This is a genomic window from Streptomyces marispadix (assembly GCF_022524345.1).
In the GTDB taxonomy this organism is placed as follows: Bacteria; Actinomycetota; Actinomycetes; order Streptomycetales; family Streptomycetaceae; genus Streptomyces; species Streptomyces marispadix.
On the sequence record NZ_JAKWJU010000002.1, the window covers coordinates 3,422,056 to 3,445,803 of the forward strand.

The window sequence follows — 23,748 nt, forward strand, 5'->3', positions numbered from 1 at the left end:
CACCCCCGACCGAGGCCCGAAGCAGCCCTCGAAGCAGGCCACCGGATCAGACGGCCGAAACGGACGGCCGAAGCAATGCGCAGGCACCGGGAGAGCACCGCCATGAGCAGCGACAGCGACGCCGGCAGCGACACCGCCGCAGACGCCACCAGCCACGCCTTTGGCCACGCCACCAGCGACGCCACCAGGGTCGTAAGGGCAGGACTCCCCGAGGAACAGCCCTACGAACCCCCGCTCCCCGGGCCGGTGTTCGCCGCCCACTACCACCTCCCCGGCGATGTCGCCGACGCCCCCTACGCATACGGGCGCGACGCCAACCCCACCTGGACCGCGCTGGAAGAGGCGATCGCCGAGCTGGAGTCCCCCGGCGGCGACCGGGTGCAGACCACCGTCTTCGCCTCCGGCATGGGTGCGATCTCGGCGGTGCTGCTGTCCCAGGCACGGCACGGGCGCGTCTTCGTACTGCCCGACGACGGCTACAACCTGCTCGTACCGATGCGGGAGCGGCTGAGCGGCCTCGGCGTCGAGGTGCGTACCGCGCCGACCGCCGGAGACGCCCAACTCGCCCTGCTGGACGGGGCTTCGCTGCTGTGGATCGAGTCGCCGTCCAACCCCGGGCTGGACGTGTGCGACATCCGGCGGCTGGCAGACGCCGCCCATGAGCGCGGCGCGCTCGTCGCCGTCGACAACACCCTGGCCACGCCGCTCGGGCAGCGGCCCCTCGAACTGGGCGCGGACTTCTCCGTCGCCAGCGGCACGAAGGCCCTGACAGGCCACGGCGATGTGCTGCTCGGGCTGGTGAGCTGCCGGGACGCGGAGGCAGCGGCGGCCGTACGGCAGTGGCGGAAGCTGGTCGGTGCGATCCCCGGGCCCATGGAGGCATGGCTGGCGCACCGTTCGCTGGCGACGCTCGACCTGCGGACGCAGCGGCAGGCCGAGGGCGCAACCGCCGTCGCCGAGGCGCTGCTTGAGCGCGGCGACGTGGTGGACGTACGCCATCCCGGCCTGCCCGGCGACGCCGCGCATCCGACCGCCGTGCGGCAGATGCGGCGCTTCGGCTGCGTCGTCTCCTTCACGCTCGCGGACCGGGAGCACGCGGAGCGGTTCCTGGGGGCGCTGCGCCTGGTCGGGCAGGCGACCAGCTTCGGCGGGGTGCGTTCGACGGCCGAGCGGCGCGGGCGCTGGGGCGGGGACGCCGTGCCGGAGGGTTTCGTACGGCTGTCGGTGGGCGTTGAGGACCCGGACGACCTGGTCGCCGACGTGCTGAGGGCCCTGGACGCGGCGGCGACCGGCTAGCCGTACGCGCTCGCTGCGCGGGTGCTCGGCACGCGGTGCGGGGTTCGGCGGGGCCCGTGCGTCTTCAACTCGCCTCTGTGCGCCCGCAGTCGGCCTGCCGGCCCTCCCCGGCCTACTCAGGCTTGTGTTCCGGGCCGCCATAGTCGGGGCTGGAGTAGTCCGGGCTGGAGTAACGCGGGCGGACGCTCTCGCGCTCCGTGCCGTCCGAGGGGCTGCGGCTGGAGAAGTCGGGACCGGAGTAGCCCAGACGCGGTGTGCGCTCCTCCGTCCGTTCCCCCGCCCGTTCCTTGGCGCGTTCCTCGGCTCGTTCCTCGGCTCGCTTCCCGGTACGGGCAGCCTCCGTTACGGGGCCGCCCGTGGAAGAGGAGCCGGCAGTGGACGCCGAGGAGGACGTCGAGGAGGATGCTGCGGCGGAACCCTCGCTGCCGCCCTCCGTCGGTCGGCCTGTGCCCTGCGAGGCGGCGGAACGGCCCGTACCGAAGGACTGCTTGCCCGGCTGCGCGTCGAGCGCGTCCGCCAGGAACGGCACGATGCCCCGCTCCAGCAGCGCCTGCCGCCAGACCGTCCGCGCCGTCGAGACCTCCCTGGCCAGACGGGACTCGCGCGACCCGCCGGAGCGGCCTTCCCCTTCGGCGTCCTCGTCGTCGCCGGCGCTCCGGCGTGCGCCCGCGCCGTTGCGCAGTGCCGTCAGCCACAGTTCGGCCATGGCCACCACGATCCCGGCGGCGGCGAGCACTGCGAAGACCCAGCCCGCGCCGCGCATCGGCGCCGCTATCGAGGGCTCCGGGGAGACGATCCGCAGCAGATAGCCCAGCAGCAGGAAGATGACGGCGGCGGTGCCCGCGAGCAGCGGCACCAGTACGGAGACCATCGCCAGCAGCCCCGCACCGGCGGTCTCGCCGACGCCCTCGCCGACACCGGCCAGGCTCAACCCGCCGCCACGGCCGCGCTGTTCGCCCTCGTCCGCCGCGTCCGTGCCCGGGCGCGGACGTGCCGCGGACGGGGCCGAGCCCGAACCGGCAGTGGCCGCCGAGCCGTTGTGGCCGCGTGGCCTCTCGGCGGCGCTTTCGCGCAGCCGGGTCCGCAGCGCGACGTACTGCTCGTACTCCTCCGCCGCGTCCGCGGCTATCGCCGTGGCGGCGCTGAGGGCCATGACGCGCAGCCGGTCCGCGCTTATCCGTTCGCCCACTGCCGTCAGCGCAGGACGCCGGCCCGCCTCACGCAGAGCCTCGTCCACGGCCCGCTCGAACTCGGGCCGGTCTTCGGGCAGCAGATGCGGAGCGCTGTTCATGTGCATCCCCCGATGCTCCGTAGGGCCTTCCGGTGCCGTTGGGGGCACCACCCGGGCCGGCAGGCCCAGGGGGAGGGCGGGGCAGCCGCGGCGAAGGGTAGGGGAATTCGCAGCGGCAGAACCGATATTAGAGGGAGTGCGGCACCTTCTGAGAGAGAGTTTCCGGTAATTGCCTCGTCCCGGCAACGTCTTCAGCGCTGCTGCGCGCCTGTCCGCGCCCGCGTACGCCCGCCCCACGCCGGGCCGACGGCCGGGCGTTCCCCACTCTGGGAGCGGCCGGTGAATGCCCGTTCAACGAATGCTGAACGGCCGGGCGGGCCCCGCGGCTATTCCCCTGAGGGCTCCGCGCCCGACGGCTCCGCGCTCAACGGCTCTTCGGCGGGCGCCTGTTCGGCGAGCGGCAGCCTTGTGACGAGCAGCCGTCCGTCCATGGTCACGCCGCCGTCCATCGCCAGCGCGAGCCCGTCGGCGTAGAGATGCGGCCCGGTCACCTCGGGCAGCACGTCCTCTTCGGCCGCCGCGTCCGCCGCGTCGGCGACGCCGTCGGCGCCCGGGTCCCCGACGAGATACGGGATGGGGCTGTGGCCGTGCACGATCCGCTTGCCGCCGAAGACGCCGAGCAGTTCGCGTGCGGCGTCGGAGCCGGTCTCGTCGCGGAAGGCGAAGCGCTTGGTGAACTTGCGGAACAGTTCCCAGATCTCGTCCGCGTCGTTGCGTTGCAGTGCCTCGGTGACGGCGTCGTTGACGCCCTCGATGGTGTCGCCGTAGTCGAGATAGCACGTGGCGTCCGAGTGCAGCAGCAGATGGCCGTCGGCCAGAGCCATCGCGTCGAGACGCGACATCCACTGCACATGGTGGTCCTCCAGGCGTTCCATGTCGGAGCGCTGGCCGCCGTTGAGCAGCCACGCGGCCTGGAACGAGGCAGTGCCCGCACTGGAGTTGACGGGGGTGTCGCCGAACTTCTTCGCGCCGATCAGCAGCAGTTCGTGGTTGCCCATCAGGGCCTTGCAGTAGCCGCCCGCGGCGGCCGCCTGCGCGGAGAGGTTCATGACGAGGTCGATGACGCCGATGCCGTCCGGGCCGCGGTCGGTGAAGTCGCCGAGGAACCACAGCCGGGCGTTGCCCGCGGCCCAGCCGTCCTGCGCGTCGGTGATTCCGGCGCCGTGCAGCGCCTCCCGCAGCTCGTCGAGATAGCCGTGTACGTCGCCCACGACGTAGAGGGGGCCGTCGCCCTCCTCTGCTGCGGCATGCACGGAGACGTCGACGAGCGTCGGCTCGTGCCCCTCGTCCGCCGCCTCGGAACGGACGATCGGCAGGTCGCGCTCGGTCGGGGTGTAGCCGTCGTCGGACGGCTGGTCGCGCACCGGGTCCGGCACCGGACCGCGCACCGGGTCCCTCAGCGGAGGCGGTGACTGTACGGGAGGCTGGGCGTCCTGTACGGGCGCTCCCGGAGCCCCGGGGCCGTGCGCGACGGCACCGCCGCCCTGCCACATCCCCGGTACCTGACCGGCCCCCTGAGTCATCGACCCCTCCACCATCGCGCGCCGCCGTGCACCTGTCCGGGCCTCGCCCTGCCTGCTTCGGCGGGGATACCCGCCCGCCGCCTGTCGCACCGCCCCGCGGGGCCGCAGTCGCACAGGTCCGGATCGGGTCCCGGTGTCGTGCGCTCCATCATAGGAACGCCGGTAGCGCCTTGTGACGCACCTGGGGACGGCAATCGCGGCTCGCGGAGCGGGGGCTGGAGCATTCTTCCCGAAATTCCCCTCTCGTCCACGGCCATGGCCCGGGTGCGGCCGGGCCATGGCGCCACGCCCTTCGCCAAACGGCACGTTGCGACGCCGGGTGACGCCGTATGAAGCGGTGCGTCGCCGCATGACTTCGGGCGACGCAGGCGGCTGAGGGCGACGGCGCGTGACTGCGGATCAGGAGGATCAGGAGGATCAGGCCGGGTCAGCCCGGCCCGTGCTGTGCTTCCGGGCCGCTCCCGGGTCCTGAATCGGGCTCCGGGCCCTTTGCCTGGTCCCGGCCCTTTCCCCGGTCCTGTCCCTGGTCCTGGCTCTGGCTCTGATTCTGGCCCAGGCCCAGGCCCTGGTCCTGTCCCGGCTCCGGCGCCGCCCCGGGGGAGCGAGGCGCGCTGATCGTGGCGCGCTGCCGACGGCGCTGCGACGACGTACGGACGATGAGGTCCGTCGGCATCACCTGATGCACGGGACCTTCGTTGCCGACGCCCTCGATCGCGTCGATGAGGAGCTGGATGACGGTGTTCCCGATGCGGCCGGGCTTGAGCGAGAGCGTGGTGATGGGCGGTTCGGTGCTGGCGTAGACGTTGGACTCGCTACAGCACACCAGCAGCAGGTCCTCCGGTACGCGCAGTCCGTAGCGGCGCGCGGCGGCCAGCAGGTCCGTGCCGTTGGGGTCGAAGAGCCCGTAGACCGCGTCGGGGCGGTCGGGCCGGGCGAGTAACCGGTCGGCCGCGACGGCCCCCGCGCAGGGGTCGTGCGCCGGGTAGTGCTCGTAGACGGGCTCCTGCCCTACGCGTGCGCACCACTCGAAGTAAGCGGTGGTCGACAGCCTCGTATAGGTGTCGGTGCTTGTGCCGGTCAGCAGCCCGATGCGCCGGGCGCCGGCCTCGGCGAGGTGGTCGAGCAGGCCGCGGACCGCCTCCTCGTGGTCGTTGTCGACCCAGGCCGTGACGGGCAGCGACCCGGCGGGGCGGCCGTCGGAGACGACGGGCAGGCCGGAGCGGACGAGTTCGGTGACGACGGGGTCCTCGTCGGAGGGGTCGATGACGACGGTGCCGTCGAGGGCGACGTTGGACCACAGGTCGTGCCGCGAGGTGGCGGGCAGGATGACGAGGGCGTAGCCGCGGGCGAGCGCGGCCGAGGTGGCCGCTCTGGCCATCTCGGCGAAGTACGCGAACTCGGTGAAGGTGAACGGTTCTTCGCCGTAGGTGGTGACCGTGAGCCCGATCAGGCCGGACTTGCCGGTGCGCAGCGTGCGGGCGGCGGCCGAGGGCCGGTAGCCGAGGCGCTGGGCGACCTCGCGGACGTGGCTGCGGGTGGCGTCGGGCAGGCGGCCCTTGCCGTTGAGCGCGTCGGAGACAGTCGTGATCGAGACACCGGCCGCGGCGGCGACGTCGCGGATGCCCGCGCGCCCGCTCAGCCGGCTTCCCCCGTGGGCCCGGCGCGAGGCCGCCGCCGGGCTTACCTGATGCTTCTCTGCTGCTGTCATGGCGCCCCGATCGTAGGCCCGCCGCGGAGGGGGTCCCGTCCACGCCGGCGGGGCCCCAGAAGGCACGATTCTGCATGTGCCGGTGTGCCCAACTGCCTTGGAAAGCACGCTAGTTGACGACGCATCATGAAGTTTGGCCCCCTCCGCGGGCGATTGTGCCCCCGGATACGGCGATGTTGCGAGGAGGTCTCAACTCACCTTCATGAGTGACGCGCGCCACGGCTTAAGCCACCGGCGCGGAAGTGCGTGAGGGGGCTCATGCTGCACGCCCGCACGCCCCTTGCCCGATTCCTCTTAGGGTTAGCAGCATTGGGGTCGGCGGCAGGACCGTGCCGACGGCGGCTACGAGGAGGAGACAGCGGTGAGCGAGAAGAAGCCCAGGCTGCGCGGCGCGCTCGAAGGCATCCCCACCTACAAGCCGGGAAGGCCGGCCGCAGCGGGGCCCGCCGGATACAAGCTGTCGTCGAACGAGAACCCATATCCGCCGCTGCCCGGCGTGCTGGAGACGATGACCTCCGCCGCCGGCGGCGCCAACCGCTACCCCGACATGGCCTGCACGGGCCTGATGGAGGCCGTCGCGGAACGCTTCGACGTGCCAGTCGAGCATGTGGCGACCGGCACCGGCTCGGTCGGCGTCGCCCAGCAGCTCCTCCAGTGCACGGCCGGTCCGGGCGACGAAGTGATCTACGCCTGGCGGTCTTTCGAGGCCTATCCGATCATCACCCAGATCTCCGGAGCCGCCTCGGTGCAGGTGCCTCTCACCGACGCCGAGGAGCACGACCTTGACGCGATGGCCGACGCCGTCACCGACCGCACCCGGCTGATCTTCGTCTGCAACCCCAACAACCCCACGGGAGTCGCCGTTCCGGGCGCCGCCCTGGAGCGCTTCCTGGACCGCGTACCGGACGACGTGCTGGTGGTGCTCGACGAGGCATACCGCGAGTTCGTCCGCGACGAGCGCGTCGTCGACGGCCTCCGCCTCTACCGCGACCGCCCCAACGTCTGCGTGCTGCGCACCTTCTCCAAGGCATACGGACTGGCCGGACTGCGCGTGGGCTTCGCGGTCGCCCACGAACCGGTCGCCGCTGCGCTCCGTAAGACGGCGGTGCCCTTCGGCGTCAGCCAGATCGCACAGGACGCGGCGGTCGCCTCATTGCGCAGCGAGGCGGAGCTGCTGGAGCGCGTCGAGGCGCTCGTCGCCGAACGTGCGCGTGTCTCACGCGAATTGACCGCGCAGGGCTGGACCGTCCCCGAGTCGCAGGCCAACTTCGTCTGGCTGCGCCTCGGCGACCGTACGAGCGACTTCGCGGCGGCGTGCGAGCGTGCGGGCGCGATGATCCGGCCGTTCCCGGGTGAAGGGGTGCGCGTCTCGGTGGGGGAGACCGAGGGGAACGACATCTTCCTTCAGACGGCGGCGGCGTTCCGCAAGTCGGAGTTCTGACCGGGGGCGCCGGGGTCTGCGGGCGCTGGCCCCCGGCCGGTCGTCCGACGTCCCGGCGCCGCTTCTCTCTCCTGCTTTCTCCTGCCCGTGATGCGCGCCCGCCGAATGCGTGCCCCAGCTGCCTGCCGGTGCGTGCGTGCCTCAACTGCCGCCCGGCGAAGGGCAGTTGAGACCTCTCGGGGCCTGCCCACCACCCCGGCCTGCTAGCCCGCCCGGCACCGCCGGTGCCGCTTCGGGGACCCCGCCGTGGTGTCCGAAAAGCCCGGTCGTAGTATTACTTGTGAATGTGAACTCATTCACGAGCACCATTTGTGGCCGGGCATCGCGGTCCGAACACGGACGAATCCCCTCGCCGTGTACCGGCCACAGCCGTGAGGCGAAGGAGCAAGCCGGTGGAGATGACAGCTCTGGCGCCGGAGACCCTGGCGCGCTGGCAGTTCGGCGTGACGACCGTCTACCACTTCCTGTTCGTGCCGCTGACGATCGCGCTCTCCTCGTTCGTCGCCGGTCTGGAGACCGCGTGGGTGCGCACGGGCAAGGAGAAGTACCTCAGGGCGGCGAAGTTCTGGGGCAAGCTCTTCCTGATCAACATCGCCATGGGCGTGGTGACCGGCATCCTCCAGGAGTTCCAGTTCGGCATGAACTGGTCGGACTACTCACGTCTCGTCGGTGACGTCTTCGGCGCGCCCCTCGCCTTCGAGGCGCTCATCGCCTTCTTCTTCGAGTCGACCTTCATCGGGCTGTGGATCTTCGGCTGGGACAAGCTGCCCAAGCGCATCCACGCGGCGTGCATGTGGATGGTGGCGGCCGGCACGGTGCTCTCCGCGTACTTCATCCTCGCCGCCAACTCCTGGATGCAGCACCCCGTCGGCTACCGCATGGACCCCGGCAGCGGACGTGCCGAACTCACCGATTTCATACGGGTACTCACGCAGAACACGGCGCTGGCGCAGTTCGCGCACACCCTCGTCGCCGCCTTCCTCACCGGCGGGGCGTTCATGGCGGGCATCGCCGCCTACCACCTGAGGCGGCGCCGCCACGTGCCCGTGATGAGGGCGTCGCTGAGGCTCGGGCTGGTGACGATGGTGGTGGCGGGGCTGCTCACGGCCGTCAGCGGCGACCGGCTGGGGAAGATCATGTACGACCAGCAGCCGATGAAGATGGCCGCCGCGGAGGCGCTCTGGGAGACCAAGGGGCCCGCGCCGTTCTCGCTCTTCGCCTACGGGGACGTGGGCCCGCCGAAGACCGGCCACAACAAGGTCGCCGTCGAGATTCCCGGGCTGCTCTCCTTCCTCGCGCACGACGACTTCTCCACGGCCGTGCCCGGCATCAAGGACACGGAGGCGGCGCTGCGCGACAAGTACGGCGGCAAGCTCGACATCGCCGACTACCGGCCCAACATCCCCGTCGCCTACTGGTCGTTCCGCTGGATGATCGGCTTCGGGATGTCGTCGTTCGCGCTGGGCGCCGCCGGGCTGTATCTCACCCGTCGCAGGCTCTGGCTCGCGCCGGATCTGCGTACGACCGACGACGAGGTGCCGCGGCTCGCGCTCACCCGCGGGCGGGAGGCCGGCCCGTCCCTCTCCGGCTGGTACTGGCGGCTGACTCTGCTGACCATGGCGTTCCCGCTGATCGCCAACTCCTGGGGCTGGATCTTCACCGAGACCGGCCGCCAGCCGTGGGTCGTCTACGGCGTGCTGCCGACGTCGGCGGGCGTCTCGCCCAGCGTCGGCCAGGGCGAGGTCGTCACCTCCATGAGCGTCTTCATCGCCCTGTACGCGGTGCTGGCAGTCATCGAGATCAAACTGCTGGCGAAGTACGTGAAGGCCGGTCCGCCCGAACTGACCGACGCCGACCTCGATCCGCCCACCCGCATCGGCGGGCACGACCGCGACGACCCCGACCGGCCCATGGCCTTCTCGTACTGAGGAGCACGTGATGGAGCTTCACGACATCTGGTTCGCGGTGATCGCCGTGCTGTGGACCGGCTACTTCTTCCTCGAAGGCTTCGACTTCGGCGTCGGCGTCCTCACGCGGCTGCTGGCGAGGGACCGCGGCGAGCGGCGAGTCCTGATCAACACCATCGGGCCCGTCTGGGACGGCAACGAGGTGTGGCTGCTGACCGCCGCCGGCGGCACCTTCGCCGCCTTCCCCGACTGGTACGCCACGCTCTTCTCCGGCTTCTACCTGCCGCTGCTGGCCGTACTCGTCTGCCTCATCGTGCGCGGTGTCGCCTTCGAATACCGCGCCAAGCGGACCGAGGACGCATGGCAGGACCGCTGGGAGAAGGCCCTGTTCGTAACGTCGCTGCTGCCCGCGTTCCTGTGGGGCGTGGTCTTCGCGAACATCGTCCGCGGAGTGCCCGTCGACGGGAGGAAGAACTACGCGGGCGGGCTCGGCGACCTCTTCGGCCCGTACGCGCTGCTCGGCGGGCTCGTCACGCTCACCCTCTTCACCTTCCACGGCGCCCTGTTCACTGCCCTGAAGACCACCGGGGACATCCGGCCGCGGGCACGCAGGCTGGCCGTCGCACTTGGGCTGGCGTGCGCCGCGCTCACCGCGCTGTTCCTCGCCTGGACCCAGGCACACTCCGGCGACGTCTGGAGCCTCGGCGCCTCGGTGATCGCCGTCGCCGCGCTGCTGGGTGCCGTCGCGGTCGACGCGGCCGGGCGGGAAGGCTGGGCGTTCGCCCTGTCCGGTGCGGCTGTCGCCGCGACCGTGGCCGCCCTGTTCCTCGCGCTCTTCCCCGACGTCATGCCCTCGTCGCTGGACCCGCGCTGGAGCCTGACCGCCGAGAACGCCGCGTCCAGCCCGTACACGCTGAGGATCATGACGTGGTGCGCGGCGCTGGCCACGCCCGTCGTGATGCTCTACCAGGGCTGGACGTACTGGGTCTTCCGCAAGCGCATCGGCACCCGGCACATCGCGGAGAACCACTGATGGGCGGCCCGCGATGAAGCCCGTCGACCCCCGGCTGCTGACCCACGCGCGCACCACCCGGGTCTTCCTCGCCGCCTCGGTGGCGCTGGGGCTGGCGTCGGCGCTGCTCGTCGTCGCGCAGGCCGTGCTGATCGCGGACATCGTCGTCTCCGTCTTCCAGCGCGGCGACGGCGCGGGGCGTCCACTGCTGCTGCTCGTCGCGGTGTCGGCCGCACGCGCCCTCGTGGCCTGGCTCACGGAGCTGGCGGCGCACCGCTCCAGCGCCGCGGTCAAGTCGGAACTGCGCACACGCCTCGTCGACCACGCCCTCAGCCTCGGCCCCGCCTGGCTCAAGGACCGCCGCACCGGCGAACTCGCGACCCTCGCCACCCGCGGAGTCGACGCCCTCGACGGCTACTTCTCCCGCTACCTGCCCCAACTCGCCCTGGCCGTGGCCGTACCCGTGGCGGTGCTGGCACGCATCGTCGCCGCCGACTGGATCTCGGCGGCCGTCATCGCCGTGACCCTGCCGCTGATCCCGCTGTTCGCGGCGCTCGTCGGCTGGGCCGCACAGACCCATGTGGACCGCCGCTGGCGCCTGCTCACCCGGCTCTCCGGCCACTTCCTCGACGTCGTTGCCGGGCTGCCCACGCTCAAGGTCTTCGGACGCGCCAAGGCGCAGGCGCGCAACATCCGTGCCATCACCGGCGACTACCGCCGCGCCACCCTGCGCACGCTGCGCATCGCCTTCCTCTCCTCCCTGGTGCTGGAGCTGATCGCCACGATCTCCGTGGCGCTCGTGGCGGTCGGCGTGGGAATGCGCCTCGTACACGGCGAACTCGACCTTCACACCGGGCTGCTGGTCCTCGTACTCGCACCCGAGGCATATCTGCCGCTGCGCCAGGCCGGTGCCCAGTACCACGCCGCCGCCGAAGGGCTCTCCGCCGCCGAGGAGGTCTTCGCCGTACTCGACGAAGCGGCGCCGCCCGCAGGCAGGAGGCCCGCGCCCGACCTGCGGACCGCCACCGTCACCGCCGAACGGCTGCGGGTACGCCACGAGGGCCGCGCCCACGACTCCCTGCCCGCCGTGGACTTGACGCTGCGGCCCGGAGAGACCGTCGCGCTCACCGGCCCCTCCGGCGCGGGCAAGTCGACGCTGCTGCACGCGCTGCTCGGTTTCGTACGTCCGGGCTCCGGCGCCGTACGCGTCGACGGCACGGATCTGCGGGACGTCGAACCGTCGAGCTGGCACGCACAGATCGCCTGGGTACCGCAGCATCCGTATCTCTTCGCGGGCACCGTCGCCGACAACGTACGCATGGCACGCCCCGCCGCGAGCGACGCGGAAGTGGCCGCCGCGCTCGCCGCCGCGGGCACCGGGCTCGACCCCGGGGCCGTGCTCGGCGAGGGCGGTACGGGCATCTCCGCGGGCCAGCAGCGGCGAGTGGCACTGGCGCGGGCGTTCCTCACGGAGCGGCCGCTGCTGCTGCTCGACGAACCGACGGCGGCACTCGACGGCGAGACCGAGTCGGCCGTCGCCGCCGCCCTGCGGCGACTGGCGGCGGACCGCACGGTACTTCTCGTCACCCACCGGCCGGGGCTGCTGGCGTCGGCCGACCGGATCGTCGAACTGCCCGCGCCGGGCGGCCGTCCGGCACCGGCCAGGCCACCGCTGCCGGACGCCGGGCACCCGACTCCCGTACAGATGCCGTGTGTTGAGCAGACCCCCGCCGAGCAGGCGCCTGTCGAGCAGACGACGACCGCCGAGCCCGCGGAGCCTCCGGGGGAACACTCGCGCGGGGCGCCCGGCGGAGACGGCGTACGGGCCCGGCTGACGGCCGCGGCCGTGCTCGGCTCGCTCGCGCTGCTCTCCGCCGTCGGCCTCATGGCCGCATCGGGCTGGCTCATCTCCCGCGCGTCACAGCAGCCGCCCGTGCTGTATCTGATGGTCGCCGTCACCGCGACCCGCGCCTTCGGCCTCGGCCGCGCCGTCTTCCGCTACGCCGAGCGTCTCGTCTCCCATGACGCGGTGCTGCGCCTCCTCGCCGACGTACGCGTCCGCGTCTACCGGAGGCTGGAACGGCTCGCGCCCGCCGCGCTGCGCCGTACCCACAGCGGCGACCTGCTCGCACGGCTCGTCGGCGACGTGGACGCGCTCCAGGAGCGCTATCTGCGCTGGCTGCTGCCTGCCGTCGTCGCGGCGGCCACCGCTGCCGCCGCCGTCGCGTTCACCGCCGTGCTGCTTCCTGCCGCGGGCGTCGCCCTCGCCGCCGGGCTGCTGTTCGCGGGCGTGGCCGTGCCGGTGATCACCGGTGCGGTCTCACGGCGTACCGAGCGCAGGCTCGCCCCCTGGCGGGCCGAGCTGACGGCGCGGGTGGTCGAACTCCTCACCGGCGCGGGCGAGTTGACCGTCGCCGGTGCGCTCGGCGCACGCAAGGAAGGGGCGCGGGCTGCCGACCGGGTGCTGACGCGTCTCGCCGCCCGCTCCTCCGCGGCCACCGCACTCGGCTCGGGGCTGACGGCCCTCGCGAGCGGGCTGACGGTCGCGGCAGCCGCCTGGGCCGGTGCCGCCGCCGTACGGGACGGAAGCCTCGACGGGGTGTGGCTCGCGGCGGTCGTGCTCGTGCCGCTGACGGCGTTCGAGGCGGTCGGCGGGATGCCGCAGGCCGTGCAGTTCCGGCAGCGGGCGAGGCGGTCGGCCGAGCGGGTACGGGACGTACTGGAGGCGCCCGAGCCGGTGAGGGAGCCGGAGCGGCCCGCCCGTGCGCCCGGCTCTCCGTTCCCGTTGTGTCTGCGGGGAGTCTCGGTGCGCTATCCGGACGCGCGGGACTCCTCCGGCGGCGGACCGCCGGACACCTGCGGCGGCGCCGCGAGCGGGCTTCAACTCCCCCTCGACTCCTTCGACTTGACGCTGACACCCGGGCGCCGGGTCGCCGTCGTCGGCGCCTCGGGCTCCGGGAAGACCACACTCGCCCGTACGCTGCTGCGCTTCCTGGACGTGGAGAGCGGCACGTACACGCTCGGAGGAGAACCGGGCGGTGCGCCGGGCGGCGCGTCCGGTGGCGGCGGGGTGGCCGCCGCCGACCTGGACTCGGACGACGTGCGGCGCCACGTGGGGCTGTGCGCCCAGGACGCCCACATCTTCGACAGCACGCTCCGGGAGAACCTGCTGCTCGCACGCAAGGACGCCACCGACGGCGAACTGCGGCGCGCCCTCGCCGCCGCCCGCCTCGACGCCTGGACGGACTCGCTTCCCGAAGGGCTCGACACCCTCGTCGGCGAGCTGGGCGCCCGCCTGTCCGGGGGCGAACGCCAACGCCTCGCGCTGGCAAGGGCGTTGCTCGCCGACTTCCCCGTACTGGTGCTGGACGAGCCCGCCGAGCACCTCGACCTGCCCACGGCCGACGCCCTCACCGCCGACCTGCTGGCCGCCACCGAGGGCCGTACGACCGTACTGATCACCCACAGGCTCAAGGGCCTGGAGGCGGTGGACGAGGTGATCGTGCTCGACGACGGACGCACCGTCGAACGCGGTTCCTACGGTGAACTGGCCGCCGCCGGCGGGCCGTTCAGCCGGATGCTGACCCGTGAAGCGGAGAGCGACGGCCCATGGGCCGGTGGCGGGCGGCCGGAGACGGACCCTGCGGGGCCGGTGTCCCGCCGGGCGGCGGGTCCGCTCTCCGCGTACGGGCGCCGTGCAGGAGCAGCAGCCGCTCGATGACCTCGGCGACGCCGTCGGCCTCGTTGGACGACGTGTGGTGGGGCGTAGCGGCGAGAACGTCGGGATGGGCGTTGGCCATGGCGTAGGAGGTGCCGGCCCAGCTCAGCATCTCCAGATCGTTGGGCATGTCGCCGAAGGCGACGACCTCCTCCGGCCGTATGCCGCGCTCCGCGCAGCAGCGCGCCAGCGTGCTCGCCTTGCTCACCCCCGAACCGCTGACCTCCAGCAGAGCCGACTTGCTGGAGCGCGTGAACTGCCCGTATGCGCCCGCCACTCGACGTCCCAGGACGAGGAACTCGTCCGGCTCCAGCTCCGGGTGGTAGGCGAGCAGCTTCAGTACGGGCTCGTCGTGGCCGGGGCCCAGCAGCTTCTCCGCCGGTGCCACGACACCGCCCGGGTCGGGGTGCAGCGCCGGGTAGTCGGGGTCGAAGTGGATGCCGCCGCTGCGTTCGACGGCGAAGCTCACGCCGGGCGCGGCCTCGCGCAGCGCTCGCACCACCGAGAGTGCGTCGCAGCTCTCCAGCTCACGGACGTGTACGACCTGCCGCCCGCGGTGGAGGTCGACCACCGCGGCACCGTTGGCGCAGATGGCGAGGCCGTGGCCGTGCACATGACCGCTGACGACGTCCATCCAGCGGGCGGGGCGGCCGGTGACGAAGAAGACGTCGAAGCCCGCGGCCTCGGCGGCGGCGAGGGCCGCGACCGTGCGGGGCGAGACGGACTTGTCGTCGCGCAGCAGGGTTCCGTCGAGGTCGGTGGCGATCAGACGGGGCTGTACGGCACGGGCCACGGAGACCGTGGAATCGGCCGCGGGTTCGTAGGGGGGAGCGCTTCGGGCACGGGAGGCGGGAGGCTCAGTCACGGCCACCATCCTCCCGCATATGCCCGCACACCAGTGCGGAGGGTGCCGCCGATGAGCGCCAGGCGGGGCAGTGCCCGCCCGGCGTAGAGGCGTAGAGGCGTAGAGCTGTGGAGCGAGCGGCCGGGGGCGGGGGCGGGTGCCGTGCGGGACGGACGGTGCGCTGCCCGGCTATGCCCGTAGCTGCCCCAGACCCTCGGTGGCGATGCGCTCGAAGGTCTTCTCGTCGGCGGCGAACTGCGTATCGGGAATCGGCCAGTGCAGCACGATCTCGTCGATGCCCGCCTCCGCGTACTTGCCCGCGAAGTCGACGAAGGCGTCCACCGACTCCAGCGGCGACCCCGGCACGAAGCCTGTGAGCAGGACCTTCTCCAGCTCCGAGGAGTCGCGTCCGCTCTGCTCGCAGGCCGCCGCCAGCCGCACCATCTGGTCGCGTACGGCCTGAAGCCCCTCGGCGGGGGTGCCGGTCGCGGCGATGCGCGGGTCGCCGGTGGTCACCCACGCCTGGCCGTAGCGCCCGGCGAGCAGCATGCCCCGGGGGCCGGTCGCCGCGACGGCGAAGGGCAGACGCGGGCGCTGCACACAGCCGGGGATGTCGCGCACCTCGCTCGCCGAGTAGAAGCGGCCCTCGTAGGAGACGACCGGTTCACGCAGCAGCCGGTCGAGCAGCGGCACGAACTCCGCGAAGCGGTCGGCGCGTTCGCGGGGCGTCCACGGCCGCTGTCCGAGCGCCGTTGCGTCGAAGCCGTTGCCGCCGGCGCCGACGCCGAGGGTGAAGCGCCCGCCGCTGATGTCGTCGAGGGACATCAGCTCCTTGGCGAGGGTCACGGGGTGGCGGAAGTTGGGCGAGGTGACGAGGGTGCCAAGGCGCAGGCGCGAGGTGGCCGCTGCGGCGGCGGTGAGGGTGGGCAGCGCCCCGAACCATGTACGGTCCCGGAACTCCGCGCGCCACGAGAGGTGGTCGTAGGTGTAGGCGGTGTGGAATCCCAGCTCCTCGGCGCGCTGCCACTGCTCGCGGGCGCCCTCGTGCCAGCGGCGTACGGGGAGGATCACGGTGCTCAGTCGCGGGGTGCCGTGGGAAGAAGCCATGCCGCCGAGCCTACGGCGCCGCAGGCGCGAGGGCGCCGGACGCCGGACGCCGGTCCGCGGGCGGGGCGCGGCGCGTGGGGCCGAGACCGGTGGCGGCGGGTGAGGCGATGGCTGCTCTCGGTCATTGGCCGCATTCACCGCACGGGGAGGACAATTGGTGCGAAGGTGCCGTATCGAGCGGCGCGGGTCTGTTGTGAGCAGGCGCGCATCCGGACGTCTCCGGACTTCCCGGGGGCGGATGCGCCGGTGCGGCCCGAGCGAGGGAGGAGCGTCCGTCATGGCAGCAGCTCGTGGGCGATACGTAGCCGACCGGGGACTGACCGGCCGCATGGTGGTCACGATGTTCCTCATCGGACTGCTGTACGTGGTCCTCGTCGGTTCGCTGATCGCGGCGATGAGCAACGCATGGCCGCTCATCGTGATCGCCGTCGGCGGGCTCTTCATCGCGCAGTTCTGGTTCAGCGACCGCATCGCGGCCTTCAGCATGGGGGCGCGCGAGGTGACACCGGAGCAGGCACCCGAGCTGCACGGCGCGGTGGACAGGCTGTGCGCGCTGGCCGACGTGCCGAAACCGAAGGTCGCCATGGCCGACAGCGACGTGCCCAACGCGTTCGCCACGGGACGCAGCCACCGCAATTCGATGGTCTGCGCTACGAGCGGGCTGATGCGCCGCCTGGAACCGGAGGAGGTCGAGGGCGTCCTCTCCCACGAGCTGTCGCACGTGGCGCACCGCGACGTCGCCGTCATGACCATCGCGTCGTTCCTCGGCGTACTGGCGGGCATCCTCACCCGCGTCGCGCTGTGGGGCGGCCTGAGCGGCGCCGGACGCAACGACCAGAGCGGCTTCGGCGTCGTACTGCTGGTGATTCCGCTGGTGGGCATCCTCGTCTACATCCTCAGCTTCCTGCTGACCCGGCTGCTCTCCCGCTACCGCGAACTGTCCGCGGACCGCGCGGGCGCGCTGCTGACGGGGCGGCCGTCCGCGCTCGCCTCGGCGCTCACCAAGGTCACCGGGCAGATGGCCAGGATTCCCACGCGTGACCTGCGCAAGGCCGAGCCGTTCAACGCCTTCTTCTTCGCGCCCGCCTTCTCCGGCGAGACCGTCGCGACGCTGTTCTCGTCGCATCCGCCGCTGGAGCGGCGCCTGGAGCAGCTCAGCCGCATCTCGGCGCAGCTCGGACAGCAGCAGTGAGGCGATCCGGCCCGGCCGCGGCCGTACACGCCGGGCACACCGAGCGGTTACGGCGGATGCGACGACCGCAGCGGACACGGCGAACACTGCGGGACACAGCGAACACCCCCGATACGGCGAGCACTTGACGTACTTCGAGCACAGCGAGCAGCACAAGGGACGTGAACTCCGTGGGCCTCCTCGACGCGCTTCTCGGGCGCAGCAAACCCGTACGACCCGACCTCGACCAGCTCTTCGCGCTTCCCGCCGCGGCCGTCACGCTCCAGGCGGGCGCGGACCTGGTGCCCACGGGGCTGGGGTCGGTGTGCTTCGCGAGCGTCGAGGGCGGCGCGTTCAAACAGTTGCAGCGCGACGTACGGCAGTTGCTGTCCGCGGGCGGTGAAGCCGGCGCGCCGGTGGAGTTCGGGCAGGACGAGTACGACTACACGTGGCTGGTCACCCGGCATCCTCCGCAGGAGACGGGGGACCTGGTCAACGACCTCCACGCCGTCAACACCCTCCTGGAGGAGAATGGCTTCGGGCCTCAACTGCTGTGCTCCCTGGTGGGTTTCCGCGCGGCGGAGGACGCGGCGGACGACGCGGGGGGAGCCGAGGACGGGGGGCCCGGGGCGCCGGGTGCGGCGGAGGGCGGTGCGCGCCGCCGCTCTCTCGCGCTCGTCTATCTCTACAAGCGCGGCACGTTCTACCCCTTCGCACCCCGGCCGGGTCGGGAAAAGCGTGACAGCGCACTGGAGTTGCAGATCAGGGGACTGCTGACGGACGACCTGCCGATCGAGCCGGACCTGGGCCGCTGGTTCCCGGTGTGGGGCGCTCCCGGGCTCTGACCGTGCGGCGGAGGCGTCGCGCACCCGCGGACCTCCGCTGAGGGGAGCCGCCTGGTCGGCCCCCGGCTCAGGGGCGGTCCCGTTCGCGTTCCCGCGCCACGATCTCGTCCAGGTCGTCGATGCGGCGCAGATTGCGAAGCTGCGGTGCGAGGCGCCAATTCCCCGTCAGGCGTTGCTCGTTGCGTGCGAGGAACCACCAGTATCCGGCCGTGTACGGACATGCGTCGTCGCCCGAGCGCGAGGTGGGCCGGTAGACGCAGTCGTGGCAGAAGTCGCTCATCCTGTTGATGTAGGAGCCGCCCGCCGCATACGGCTTCGTCGTGATCAGGCCGCCGTCCGCGTACTGCGACATGCCGATGACGTTGGTCGCCATCACCCAGTCGTAGCCGTCGACGAAGCAGCGGTGGAACCAGTCGCCGAGCGCCGCCGGATGCCAGCCGCGCTGAAGGCCGTAGTTGCCCAGCACCATCAGCCGCGGAATGTGGTGCGTCCAGCCCCGGTCGCGCACCGAACGCAGCACGGTGGAAAGGCAGTTGGCCTGCACGGCGTCGGCGTCGAGCTCCGCGAACCACTCCGGCAGGCGGCGCCTCGCCTTCAGCGCGTTGCGTCGCGTATAGGACGGCCCGAAGTGCCAGTACGTGTGCCACATGTACTCGCGCCAGCCGATGAGCTGACGGATATAGCCCTCGGCGCTGCGCAGCGGGACCTCGCCCTTGCGCCACGCGGACTCGGCGGCGCGCACGCACTCCATCGGGTCCAGCAGCCCCAGGTTCATCGCGGCAGACAGCATGCTGTGGCTCATCACCGGGTCGTCCGCCAGCATGGCGTCCTCATACGGACCGAACGTCGCCAGCCGGTGCCGCACGAAGTCCCTCAGCGCCCTGAGCGCTTCGGCGCGGGTGGCGGGGAAGCGGCGTGGCCCGTCGCGGCCGACGAAGGAGAGCTCACCACGCCGTTCGGCGGCGTCGAGGTCGGCGCGCACCTCCTCGTCGATGTCGTCCTCCCGCGGGCGGTACGGCGTGGGGAGCGGCAACTCGTCGTCGGCGGGCGGGGGTTCGCGGTTCTCCTTGTCGAGGTTCCACCGCCCGCCGGCCGGTCCACCGCCGCCGTCGCCGTCGCCTTCCATGAGGGCGCCGGTGAGTCTCCGTGCGCCCCGGTAGAAGCTCTCCATCAGCAGCGGGCGGTCACCGCGCTCCGCCGCCCACCCCTCGAAGTGGTCGCGACTGGTGACGAAACCGCGCGACGGCAGCACCGTCACCCCGTCCAGCTTCCGCACGAAGTCGTCGGCGGCACGGGACGTCGGCCCGCACACCGTCAGCGGGCCCTTGACGCGGGCCAGCGCCTCGCCGTAAGTGTCCGCCTTCACGAACAGGGCCTGATCGCCCAGCTCGGCGGCACGGTGACGCAGCGCCGACAGCACCAGATGGGCCTTCTGACGGTGGAAGCGGCGGCGGCGCAGCACAGCGCGGGCCTCGATCAGCAGCACCGGCTGGTCCTTGGCGTCGAGGAAGTGCGGGCCGAGCTGGTCCGCGAAGCACCAGCGGCGCTGTGGGTCTGCCATCCGTCCACACTGCGGCAACGGGGCCCGGCGCGCACATGCGGACAGCCCGCCGGGGGACACCGGGGAAGGCGGGGGCACCAGGCCGGGCACGGGCAGGAAGCCGTACGGGTCAGCCCAGGCGGGCCAGCGCACGCAGCACCGCGGTGCGGCCCGCCACCGGCACCGACCACAGCGGATGGCCCCGCACGCCCCACGTGGACAGCAGCGCGTTCGCGGCCTGGAAGCCGGTGGTCGCCGCGCGCTCCATCAGCGCCGAAGGCAGCTCGGTGCGCACCAGATCACCGGCGACCACCAGCCGCGGATGACGAGTGCGCACACCCGGCCTGTCCCGGTAGCCGCCGACGGGGAAGTGCGGGCAGTCCCGCTGCCACTCGTGGCGCACATCGACGACGCCCGCGGACGCCGTCTCCGGGTAGACACGGGCGAGTTCGCTCCTCGCCGACGCCTCGACCGCGGTCCGGTCGCGGTCCTCGGGCACGGCGTAGGCGTGCAGCTCCAGCACCGAGCCTCCGCGGCGCCGCGCCCAGCGGGCGGCCTCGCCCTCCCAGCGGTCGAGGACGCTGACGTTGTCGAGGGGGCCGTAGCCGCTCGTACCGAGAAAGCCCGGCCTGCCGGGAGCCACCGGACGGTCCAGCCAGTAGCGGGAGACGAGGAAGGGCGGCGCCTGGCGCAGACGTGCGACGCCCGCCCGCCACTGCCCGTCGCCGAGGTGCGGCGACCCCTCGACGAGGGTCTGGAGTCCCCGGCTGTCGAGGGCGAGGACGACGGCGTCGTATCGGCGCACCTCAAGCTCCTCCCCGGCGTCGTCCCGTGCATCCGTTCGCCCCGCGAGCGACAGCGTGAAGCCTCCGCCGTACCCGGCCCCCGGCCCGGTCCTGGATTCCGTGCCGGCGTCGGGCCGGACGGAGCGCACGGCGACGCCGGTACGTACGCCGACGCCCAGCTTGTCGAGTCTGCGGGCGAGCGGATCCCACAGCGCGCACGGAAACGGCTCGGAGGGGACGTCGAAGAGGAGCCCTTCCGCCGAACCGAGAAAGTAGATGTGGAACATCAACACCAGTTCCGCGGCGGAGAGTTCACCCGGGTCGGCGAAGAAGCTGCGGGAGAACACCTCGAACGCCAGGTCACGGGCCGGCGCGGGAAAACGGACCCGGTCCAGGAACTCCGTGGCGCTGACGCCGTCGAGCCTCCGGTAGACGTCCGGGACCCGGACGTCGAGCAGCGGCAGCGCGGCCCTCGGGCTCATCCCGGCCATGCCGGGCAGCGTGAAGGTGGGGCTGCGTGCCACGAACCCCAGCAGGTTCCACGGCGGAGTACGCGGCACCCGACGGAAGCTGTCGTACGCGCCGCCCGCGCGCCGCAACGGATAGTCGTCGAGCGGTACGAGCATGCCGCCGGCGCCGCTGCCCGCCCCGGTGTCCGCGCCGCTGCCCGCGCCGTGGTCGCCGTCCGAACGCCCCAGCAGGCTCCGCAAGTTGTAGTACTGCCGGAAGAAGGCGTGGAAGCCGCGGCTCATCGTCGCGGTGCTGCCGTCGGCGAGCCGCGTGGGCCAGCCGCGCAGCCGCCCCCCGAGCGTCGCCCGCCGCTCAAGGAGGTCGACCCGTACGCCCCGCTCGGCCAGGGCCGTGGCCGCCGCCAGTCCCGCGATGCCGCCGCCCACGACGGCCGCATGCGGCGCCGGGTCGCGGACGTGAGGGGCGCCGGGCGGCGCCGGCCAGAGCACGGCCCGCGAGTCCCGTACATGCGACGGCCGCACACCCTGCCCATGGGAACCCAGCCCGGGGAGACCCCGCGTGCGAAGACCCCGCGAGCCGAGACCCCGCGTGCGGGCAGGCCCGCCACCGCCGCGCGTCACGCCCGTACCCCGTCGTGCTCGTCGGCCGACGGCAGGCCGCCGCCGGAGGGCGGTCCCCCACCGTGAACTCGCCGCAGTACGAAGGGCAGTTCGGCCAGGGTGCGCACCATCGGCAGAACCGGAGCCGCCAGCCCCATCGCCCACTCGTCCACGAGAGACGAACGCCCGTCGAGGAAGCGCAGCACCCGCTCCGGAGGATTGCGACGGAAGAGACCCGCGAGGAAGGCGGCCCCGTCGACACGTCCCGTCGCCAGCGCCCGCAGCAGCACGGCGTCCATCGTGCGGTGCCGCCGGGAGTGCGGATCGGGAGGCAGCGGCGTACGACCCTCCCGGCAGGCGGCGGCGACGGCCGCGGCCTGCCGCTGAATCGCGGCGAACGCATAGCCCGTCGACGGCCGCACCGCACCTCCCGCGGCTCCGACACGGAACACCGACGCCCCCGCCCGGCGCGGAAACACCCCGTCGGTCATGGGGATCACGCCGTGCTCGGACGAGGTCACGGTCCACTCGCCCGTGCCCAGGCCCAGCACCTCACCGACGTAGCGGCGCAACTCGTCCTCGTAGCGGCGCGCGTCCGAGACCTCGGAGGAGAAGACCGTGTACTCGGCCAGAGCCCGGTCCTCCGCGATCGGCAGCAGATACACGAACGCCACACCACCGGGCGGCTGTCGCGTCCGGAAGTCCATCAGCCGCGCCACCGACGGATCGAAGCAGGCCCGCTCCGTGCGCAGGAACCAGCCGCGGAAGTGCTGGAGGAGAGTGGTACGCGCCGGAGGAAGCCGCCTCGGCGGACGGGAGTCGAACACCCAGCGGCTACGGAAGCGGAACGCTCTCCCGTCCGCGTCCACACCCGTGGTCTCGGCGCCCGTCTCACCAGCGGCGGGCTCAGCGCCCGTCTCCGCGCCTGCGGTCTCAGCACCCCTCCCCGCGCCGCCGGTGATGTCGCGGACGTCGCCGACCGTGCCCGTCACCCGGCGCACGGCACCCGACGAGTCCAGCCGGGCGCCCAGTTCACGTGCGTAGTCCGTGGAGCGGAGCATCTTGTACGTCGCGCCGCACGCGCCCGACGTCTCACGGCCCTGCCCGTCGACGACCGAGAGACGCCCCCACGACGCGGTGAGCAGATCGTCGAACTCGCCCGGCCCGTCCTCCCAGAAACACCAGGTGCGCACCGGGCTGCGCACCGGCCCCGGCGGCGGCTCGACCAGCAGCACCGAGGGCGCGGCAGGCCCGGGGGCGCCGAGCGCGGCGGGCGCGGCGCCACGCACCAGGCGCCACGCCAGCGACAGCCCGGCCGCACCCGCCCCGACCACCACGACGTCCGCGTCCGCCGACCTCGTATCCCTCAACGGCCCATCCCTCAACGGCCCATCCCTCAACGGCCCATCCCTCAACGTCACGTCTCCCGAAGCCACTTGAGCCCATCTCTCCCGGCCGCCCCGTCACCCCGGGAACCGCCCCGTGCTGCGCAGCAGCCTCCTGCGCTCCGCATAGGCGAGATCGTCACGCCACAGCCGCTCCGCGGCACGGCGCATCAAAGGCCGCAGCAGCGGCGCCGCACGGAGCACCACCGCGAACCCCCGGCGCCCCGAAGTCGCCAGCACCGCCTCGATCACGGCCGTACGCGGATGGGGATCACCAGGAGCAGTCAGCGGCGTCGCATGCGTCTCCACCACGGACGTGGCCCCCTCCCCTTCGAGGATGTGCATCACCACCGTCCGCGGCTCCGGCGCCGTGAAGGCCGCCCGCACGGGAACGCCCGTACGGCCCGTCAGCCGGTAGACCACATCGACGAGGAAACGGTCCCCGTCGTGCGGATCGGGCTCCTCCACCACCGTCAGCCTCGTGAAGGCGTAAGGGTGGAACCACGAACCGTGCCAAGGGTCCAGGCGGTTCGCGACGACGTCCTCGGGCTCACAGCCGCCGACCTGAGTGGCCACCGCGGCTAGCGTCCTCTCCGGAACGGGCCGCCGGGGAAGCACCGGAAGCGGCGTCGGCCGCTCGCCGCCCACCGCGTCGAGCCGCACCCACGCCAGCACCCCGTCGTCATGCGCCGGAAAGAGCCGCCACTCGCCCAGCCCCTCCTCGCCCAGCGCCAGACCATGCCAACGGCACACCAGACGACCACCGCACAGCGCCGCCTCCGACAGCGGAGCACCCAGATGAGGGCAAGCACCCGGCGCGACCCGAAGCGACCCGTCCGGGCCGCGCCATACGACCAGTTCGACGCCCGCGACCGTACGGCCCACCGGACGCCCACGGGGAACCTCCCGCGACGAGGCCAGCACATACCAATTGCCGGACGGGCGGACCGCCGAACGCTTCAACGCGTCAGCGATCAGCGAAGGACGGGCCGCCTGCCACGTCGGCTGCTGCCGCTCCCACACGGAGGCGGGAAGCCGCCGCAACGGGCTGCGCCACACGGGCCGTTGCCCTGTCCCCTCGGCGGAGCGGCTCACGCGCTGCCGG

General features: G+C 72.6%; 14 protein-coding genes and 2 pseudogenes. 7 read left to right on the plus strand and 9 right to left on the minus strand.

Features of this window, described 5'->3' with window-relative positions:
* The first annotated feature begins 102 nt into the window (after positions 1 to 102).
* A complete protein-coding gene (locus MMA15_RS14240; protein ID WP_241059994.1) occupies positions 103 to 1,296 on the plus strand; it encodes a cystathionine gamma-lyase in 1,194 nt (397 codons plus the stop codon).
* Between the two features lie 112 nt (positions 1,297 to 1,408).
* Here MMA15_RS14240 and MMA15_RS14245 read toward each other — a convergent pair whose 3' ends face one another.
* The 3 genes and pseudogenes from MMA15_RS14245 to MMA15_RS14255 form a co-directional block, all read right to left on the minus strand.
* Positions 1,409 to 2,593, minus strand: coding sequence for a hypothetical protein (locus MMA15_RS14245; RefSeq protein ID WP_241059996.1), 1,185 nt, complete (start codon positions 2,591 to 2,593; stop codon positions 1,409 to 1,411).
* 320 nt (positions 2,594 to 2,913) lie between these two features.
* Positions 2,914 to 4,125, minus strand: a complete 1,212-nt coding sequence (locus MMA15_RS14250) for a metallophosphoesterase (protein ID WP_241059998.1) — start codon at positions 4,123 to 4,125, stop codon at positions 2,914 to 2,916.
* Positions 4,126 to 4,705: 580 nt separating this feature from the next.
* A pseudogene (locus MMA15_RS14255) lies at positions 4,706 to 5,818 on the minus strand (LacI family DNA-binding transcriptional regulator); the annotation flags it as partial.
* Positions 5,819 to 6,179: 361 nt separating this feature from the next.
* Between MMA15_RS14255 and hisC the strand changes: the two are divergent.
* The 4 genes from hisC (at position 6,180) to cydD (ending at position 13,899) form a co-directional block, all read left to right on the plus strand.
* Positions 6,180 to 7,259 carry a histidinol-phosphate transaminase gene (hisC, locus tag MMA15_RS14260; protein WP_241060001.1) on the plus strand — a complete coding sequence of 360 codons (1,080 nt, stop codon included), beginning with the start codon at positions 6,180 to 6,182 and terminating at the stop codon, positions 7,257 to 7,259.
* Positions 7,260 to 7,657: 398 nt separating this feature from the next.
* Entirely contained in the window at positions 7,658 to 9,187 is a 1,530-nt protein-coding gene (locus tag MMA15_RS14265) for a cytochrome ubiquinol oxidase subunit I (RefSeq protein WP_241063189.1), read from the plus strand.
* Positions 9,188 to 9,197: 10 nt separating this feature from the next.
* On the plus strand, positions 9,198 to 10,199 hold the full coding sequence (gene cydB / locus MMA15_RS14270; RefSeq protein ID WP_241060003.1) for a cytochrome d ubiquinol oxidase subunit II: 1,002 nt from the start codon (positions 9,198 to 9,200) through the stop codon (positions 10,197 to 10,199).
* Between the two features lie 13 nt (positions 10,200 to 10,212).
* Complete coding sequence (cydD, locus tag MMA15_RS14275) at positions 10,213 to 13,899, plus strand: thiol reductant ABC exporter subunit CydD (RefSeq protein WP_372498240.1); 3,687 nt, start codon at positions 10,213 to 10,215, stop codon at positions 13,897 to 13,899.
* Here cydD and MMA15_RS14280 read toward each other — a convergent pair.
* Both MMA15_RS14280 and MMA15_RS14285 read right to left on the minus strand, forming a co-directional pair.
* Positions 13,883 to 14,770, minus strand: a pseudogene (locus MMA15_RS14280) (HAD family hydrolase); the annotation flags it as partial. The gene cydD and the pseudogene MMA15_RS14280 overlap by 17 nt on opposite strands.
* A 159-nt stretch (positions 14,771 to 14,929) precedes the next feature.
* Entirely contained in the window at positions 14,930 to 15,847 is a 918-nt protein-coding gene (locus MMA15_RS14285) for an LLM class flavin-dependent oxidoreductase (protein ID WP_241060005.1), read from the minus strand.
* Positions 15,848 to 16,124: 277 nt separating this feature from the next.
* Here MMA15_RS14285 and htpX point away from each other — a divergent pair, with 277 nt between their 5' ends.
* Both htpX and pspAB read left to right on the plus strand, forming a co-directional pair.
* Positions 16,125 to 17,039: a zinc metalloprotease HtpX gene (gene htpX, locus MMA15_RS14290; RefSeq protein WP_241060007.1), complete on the plus strand. Its 915-nt coding sequence runs from the start codon at positions 16,125 to 16,127 to the stop codon at positions 17,037 to 17,039.
* A 170-nt stretch (positions 17,040 to 17,209) separates the two neighbouring features.
* Complete coding sequence (gene pspAB / locus MMA15_RS14295; RefSeq protein WP_241063191.1) at positions 17,210 to 17,863, plus strand: PspA-associated protein PspAB; 654 nt, start codon at positions 17,210 to 17,212, stop codon at positions 17,861 to 17,863.
* A gap of 67 nt (positions 17,864 to 17,930) precedes the next feature.
* Here pspAB and MMA15_RS14300 read toward each other — a convergent pair whose 3' ends face one another.
* The 4 genes from MMA15_RS14300 to MMA15_RS14315 form a co-directional block, all read right to left on the minus strand.
* A complete protein-coding gene (locus MMA15_RS14300) occupies positions 17,931 to 19,424 on the minus strand; it encodes a cryptochrome/photolyase family protein (protein WP_241060009.1) in 1,494 nt (497 codons plus the stop codon).
* A 109-nt stretch (positions 19,425 to 19,533) separates the two neighbouring features.
* Entirely contained in the window at positions 19,534 to 21,147 is a 1,614-nt protein-coding gene (locus MMA15_RS14305) for an FAD-dependent oxidoreductase (protein WP_241060010.1), read from the minus strand.
* Positions 21,148 to 21,275: 128 nt separating this feature from the next.
* Complete coding sequence (locus MMA15_RS14310) at positions 21,276 to 22,628, minus strand: lycopene cyclase family protein (RefSeq protein ID WP_241060012.1); 1,353 nt, start codon at positions 22,626 to 22,628, stop codon at positions 21,276 to 21,278.
* 93 nt (positions 22,629 to 22,721) lie between these two features.
* Positions 22,722 to 23,738 carry a Rieske (2Fe-2S) protein gene (locus MMA15_RS14315; protein ID WP_372498344.1) on the minus strand — a complete coding sequence of 339 codons (1,017 nt, stop codon included), beginning with the start codon at positions 23,736 to 23,738 and terminating at the stop codon, positions 22,722 to 22,724.
* Positions 23,739 to 23,748 lie beyond the last annotated feature (10 nt).

Excerpts from the sequence above, each read along its gene's own strand:
- MMA15_RS14240 (WP_241059994.1), top strand. The coding sequence starts at position 103 with ATGAGCAGCGACAGCGACGCCGGCAGCGACACCGCCGCAGACGCCACC.
- MMA15_RS14265 (WP_241063189.1), top strand. The coding sequence starts at position 7,658 with ATGACAGCTCTGGCGCCGGAGACCCTGGCGCGCTGGCAGTTCGGCGTG.
- MMA15_RS14245 (WP_241059996.1), bottom strand. The coding sequence starts at position 2,593 with ATGCACATGAACAGCGCTCCGCATCTGCTGCCCGAAGACCGGCCCGAG.
- htpX (WP_241060007.1), top strand. The coding sequence starts at position 16,125 with ATGGCAGCAGCTCGTGGGCGATACGTAGCCGACCGGGGACTGACCGGC.
- MMA15_RS14285 (WP_241060005.1), bottom strand. The coding sequence starts at position 15,847 with ATGGCTTCTTCCCACGGCACCCCGCGACTGAGCACCGTGATCCTCCCC.
- cydD (WP_372498240.1), top strand. The coding sequence starts at position 10,213 with ATGAAGCCCGTCGACCCCCGGCTGCTGACCCACGCGCGCACCACCCGG.
- MMA15_RS14250 (WP_241059998.1), bottom strand. The coding sequence starts at position 4,125 with ATGGTGGAGGGGTCGATGACTCAGGGGGCCGGTCAGGTACCGGGGATG.
- cydB (WP_241060003.1), top strand. The coding sequence starts at position 9,198 with ATGGAGCTTCACGACATCTGGTTCGCGGTGATCGCCGTGCTGTGGACC.
- MMA15_RS14300 (WP_241060009.1), bottom strand. The coding sequence starts at position 19,424 with ATGGCAGACCCACAGCGCCGCTGGTGCTTCGCGGACCAGCTCGGCCCG.